Origin of the sequence: Streptomyces sp. GbtcB7 (assembly GCF_019091445.1) — a bacterium.
GTDB classification, from domain to species: Bacteria; Actinomycetota; Actinomycetes; order Streptomycetales; family Streptomycetaceae; genus Streptomyces; species Streptomyces mirabilis.
Window position 1 is genome coordinate 1 of the sequence record NZ_JAGXJM010000102.1, and the last position, 3,767, is coordinate 3,767.

5 protein-coding genes are annotated in these 3,767 nt (G+C 69.9%); all 5 read left to right on the forward strand.

What is annotated here, in order from left to right; all coding sequences use genetic code 11:
* On the forward strand, positions 1-605 hold a 605-nt coding region (locus tag KVT44_RS55230), incomplete at its 5' end, for a TOBE domain-containing protein (protein ID WP_217576778.1).
* A gap of 29 nt (positions 606-634) precedes the next feature.
* Positions 635-1,726, forward strand: coding sequence for an isocitrate/isopropylmalate dehydrogenase family protein (locus KVT44_RS55235; RefSeq protein WP_217576780.1), 1,092 nt, complete (start codon positions 635-637; stop codon positions 1,724-1,726).
* Between the two features lie 20 nt (positions 1,727-1,746).
* The gene (locus KVT44_RS55240; RefSeq protein WP_217576785.1) at positions 1,747-2,835 is read left to right on the forward strand and encodes an Ldh family oxidoreductase; all 1,089 of its coding nucleotides are present in this window, start codon (positions 1,747-1,749) and stop codon (positions 2,833-2,835) included.
* Positions 2,820-3,155 (forward strand): putative quinol monooxygenase, encoded by a 336-nt coding sequence (locus KVT44_RS55245; RefSeq protein ID WP_217576787.1) that lies wholly within the window; start codon positions 2,820-2,822, stop codon positions 3,153-3,155. Before KVT44_RS55240 ends, KVT44_RS55245 begins: the two co-directional genes overlap by 16 nt.
* The coding region (locus KVT44_RS60945; RefSeq protein WP_308314426.1) for an aconitase family protein at positions 3,152-3,767 on the forward strand (616 nt) is incomplete at its 3' end. The genes KVT44_RS55245 and KVT44_RS60945, both read left to right, overlap by 4 nt.

Consider the following 3,767-nt stretch of genomic DNA (forward strand, 5'->3'; position numbering starts at 1 on the left):
AACAGGCACGCGCCTGGCTCAAACGGCTCCAGAGGGATCTCGGCCTCACCACCGTCTACGTCACCCACGACCAGGACGGGCCCCTCGCACTGAGCGACCGCATCGCGGTCATGTCCGCCGGCCACATGCTTCAGGTCGGCACACCCGAGGAGATCTACGAGACGCCGGCCACCGCCGAGGTCGCCGCGTTCGTCGGCCGCTGCAACTTCCTCAAGGCCACGGTGAGCGAGCCCACCCGCGACGGCGCCGTCCTGAAACTGGCGGCCAACGACCAGGCCCTGACGGTCACGATCTCCCGGCTCCTGAAGGCGGGCGAAGCTGTCACCGTCGCCGTCCGCCCCGAGCGACTCTCCGTACTGGCCGCACCCGACCAGGCGGCGCCGGGCACCAATGTCATCGGCGCCGAGGTCCTCACCACTTCCTACCTCGGCTCCCGCTTCGAGTACGACCTCAAGGTCGGCGACCTGGTCGTCCAGGTCGTCAGCGACCGCGGCGGCCTCACTGGCGCCGTCAGCCTCGCCGTCGAACCGGAAGCCTGCCTGGTCTACACCGACACCGTCGAACTCTCCGAAGACGCCCAGGCGCTCCTCACCGTCACCGGCTGACAGCCCGCCCACACAAACAGAGGAGTCACGTGACCTCCGTCGACACCCCCCACCGCTACACCCTCGGCGTCCTGTACGGCGACGGCATCGGCCCCGAGATCGTGCCCGCGTCGGTCCTGACCGCCGATGCCGCGGTCGCGGCTGCCGGAGCGCAGCCCATCGACTGGAAGGAACTGCCGCTGGGCTTCCGGGCTATCGAGGAGTCCGGGGAGGCCACCCCCAAGGCCACCCTCGCGGCCCTCGCCGAGACCGACGGATGGCTGCTCGGCCCCCACGACAGTGCCGCCTACCCCGAACCCTTCCGCTCCGAGCTCAACCCCAGCGGCACCATCCGCAAACACTTCGACCTCTACGCCAATGTGCGCCCCGCCAAGGCCTTCGAGGGTGGCAACGCCGTCGTCCCTGGCACCGACCTGGTCATCATGCGGGAGAACACCGAGGGCTTCTACGCCGACCGCAACACCCACCGTGGCACCGGCGAGTTCATGCCCACGCCGGACGTCGCCATCGCGATGGGCATCATCACCCGCACCGCGTGCGAGCGCATCGCGCGGGAGGCGTTCGAGCTGGCCTCGCGGCGGCGCGGGAAGGTCACCATCGTCCACAAGGCCAACGTCCTCAAACTCACCACCGGGCTGTTCCGCGACGTATGCCGCGAGGTCGCGCTGGGCTACCCCGCTGTCGCCGTCGACGACTTCCACATCGACGCCATGACCGTGCACCTGGTACGTCGGGCCCACGAGTTCGACGTCGTGGTCACCGAGAACATGTTCGGCGACATCCTCTCGGACCTGGCCGGCGAACTGGCCGGCTCGCTGGGTATCGCACCGTCCCTGAACGCCTCGCAGGACCGCGCGATGGCACAGGCCGCACACGGCTCCGCGCCGGACATCGCCGGGCGGGACCTGGCCAACCCGGTGGCGATGATCCTCTCCACATCCATGCTGCTGGAGTGGCTGGGCGCCCGGCACGAGGACGAGCCGCTGGTGCGTGCCGCGCGGATCGTCGAGGAGGGCGTGGCCGCCACCCTCGCGCGGGGAACCAGCACCAGGGACATGGGCGGGTCGGCAGGGTGCCGTGAGTTCGCCGAGGCGGTCGCGGCCTCGATCGAGCAGCTGTGAACGAGCCCCGGAAAGAGTTCATGACAGCACCCCCCACGAACACCGAGGCCTTCGGGGCCGACCAGCTCACCGCCCTGGGCGCCGCGATCCTGCGCGCCGTGGGTGTCCCGGCCGCCGATGCCGACTACGTGGCCGACAGCCTCGTCACGGCGGACGGCTGGGGGCATCCCTCGCACGGCCTGCTCCGGATGAGCTGGTACGTCGACCGCATCAGGTCCGGGGTGATGAGTCCCCTGACGGAGCCGGAGCTCGTCGTGGACAGCGGGAGCGTCGCAGTCCTCGACGGACACGACGGGATCGGGCAGATCATCACCAGGTCCGCCTGCGACCTGGCCGTCCAACGGGCCGGGGCCCACGGCGTCGGCCTGGTGGCGGTCCGCAACAGCAATCACTTCGGGACGGCCGCGTACTTCACCCGGGCCATGGCCGAAGCCGGTTGTGTGGCAATCCTCACCACCAACGGCAGCCCCGCCATGGCCCCGTGGGGTGGCCGCGGCAAGACCGTCGGCGCCAACCCCTGGTCCATCGCCGTCCCGGGCGGCACCCACGGCCCGGTCGTCCTGGACATCGCCAACACCAACGTCGCACGGGGCAAGGTCTACGCGGCCCGCGAGCGTGGTACCCCGATTCCCGAGGGGTGGGCGATCGACAGCGACGGCGCGCCCACCACGGATCCCCAGGCCGCCATCGACGGCCTGATCCTGCCGATGGCCGGGCACAAGGGCTACGCCATCTCCTTCATGATGGACATCCTGTCGGGGGTGCTCACCGGCAGCTCCTTCGCCACCGGCGTCGCCGGACCTTACGTCCCCGACCGCCGCAGCGGCTGTGGCCACATCGTCATCGCGATACGCGTCGACGCGATGCGACCGCAGGAGGATTTCGCCAGGGATCTCGCGACTCTCATCGCGTCCACCAAGGCCGTCCCGCTCGCCCAGGGACACGAGGAGATCTTCTACCCCGGGGAGCGGGAGGACCGAAGCGCGGCCCACGCCGAAACGCACGGCATCGCTCTGCCCCCCAAAACCGTCGACGGCCTCGTCGAGCTGGCCCGCTCCTGCGGAATCGACCCGGCGCCGCTGGGAGGCCGAGCATGTTCACCGTCATAGTCAGTCTTCAGGTCCGGCCGGAGAAAACCGATCGATTCCTGGCCGCCATCCGGGCCAACTCGCGCGCGACACGGCGCGACGAGCCGGGATGCCTGCGGTTCGACGTCCACCGCTCCACGGACGACCCTCAGCGATTTCTTCTCTATGAGCTGTACCGCGACGAGAAGGCGTTCCGCGAGGAGCACCGCGCCGCCCCGCACTACCCGGCGTGGCGTGCCGCCGCTGCGGAGTGCGTCGTCGACGGCGGCCACGTCAACACCTTCTTCGTCCCGTCCTTCCCCGAGGACATCCCCGAATCGTCCGCCGTGGAGGCATTGTGACGGGCCGTAACCACCTGGCGGGATCCGGGCTCGATGCGCTGGGCACCCGGGCGCGCCTCGACGTCGCCGGCCAGTCGCTGACATACCACCGCATCGACGGGCTGGCCCCCGCCGACCTTCCGGTCAGCCTGCGGATCCTGCTCGAGAACGTGGCCCGCTTCCACGACGGCACAAGCCGAAGCGACGACCAGGTCCAGGCGGTCCTCGACCGCGGAGTCTCCGGCGCACCCGTCGACCTGTACGCCTCCCGGGTGTTCCTGCACGACACCAACGGAGTGCCCACGGTCGTCGACCTGGCCGCCATGCGTGACGCCATGACCACGCTGGGGGGCGATCCACGCCTGGTCAATCCCGTCAACACGTCGGAACTCGACAGCGACCACACGGACATCGCCGACGTCTTCGGCCGTCCGGACGCGCTGTCCCGCAACGACGAGCTGGAGTACGCCCGCAACGGCGAGCGATACCGCTTCCTCAAGTGGGGACAGCAGTCGCTGCGGAAGTTCGCGGTCGTACCTCCCGGCACCGGGATCATGCACCAGGTCAACGTGGAGCACCTCGCCCGTGTGGTCATGGTCGAGGACGGCTGGGCGTTCCCCGACGTGTGTCTCG